We start from the raw sequence: 669 nt of genomic DNA on the forward strand, positions 1-669 counted from the left end.
AGATGGAAGCAGCAGCTGGGAAACATCAAACTTGAGCTACTATGATGGTTTGCATGTTTGGCATAATCCAACAGAGATACTCAAGGAACGTAATTACAGAATACGTTCATGTAACAGTGAAAATAGTTGTTCTTCATGGTCCAGTGCATCCAATAGAATTAGTACACCAAAGCCAAACACACCCAACAAACCAGTCGCGGTTGTTAATGGAAAAGATATTGCGGTTGAATGGAATGAAGTGGAATGGGCTACAAAGTATAAGATTCAAGTGCAATGGTCTCACGCTGAGTTTGCCAGTATAGAAGATTATGAAAGTATAACTAACACTATATCATGGCAAGATACGTACCCAGGTTCACGTACATATAGAATACAAGCTTGTAACGCTGTGGGATGTTCTAGTTTGTCGGCACCATCAGAACAGGTCCATTTAGCCAGTGTGCCAGCTCGCCCAGCAAAGCCTCAAGCGTCAGCGACGGGTAATAAAATTCAAGTAAGTTGGAATGCGGTGTATGGTGCTACTTATTATGATTTAAGTATCAAGTATGGCTTAAGCGACTGGACTGTTTCTGGCCGTTATGAATATCAAGGCACAAGTATTAGCTGGCCTGATCTGGAGGTTGGTACAAGACTTTACAGAGTTAAAGCGTGCAACAGTGCAGGTTGTTC

At 42.2% G+C, this 669-nt stretch carries 1 protein-coding gene; it reads left to right on the forward strand.

All coding sequences use genetic code 11. The annotated features are described in order from the left end of the window. Positions 1–669, forward strand: a 669-nt coding sequence (locus CEX98_RS22985) for a hypothetical protein (RefSeq protein ID WP_172439841.1), incomplete at both ends; no start/stop codon positions are given.

The organism is Pseudoalteromonas piscicida (assembly GCF_002744175.1).
Lineage (GTDB): Bacteria > Pseudomonadota > Gammaproteobacteria > Enterobacterales > Alteromonadaceae > Pseudoalteromonas > Pseudoalteromonas piscicida_B.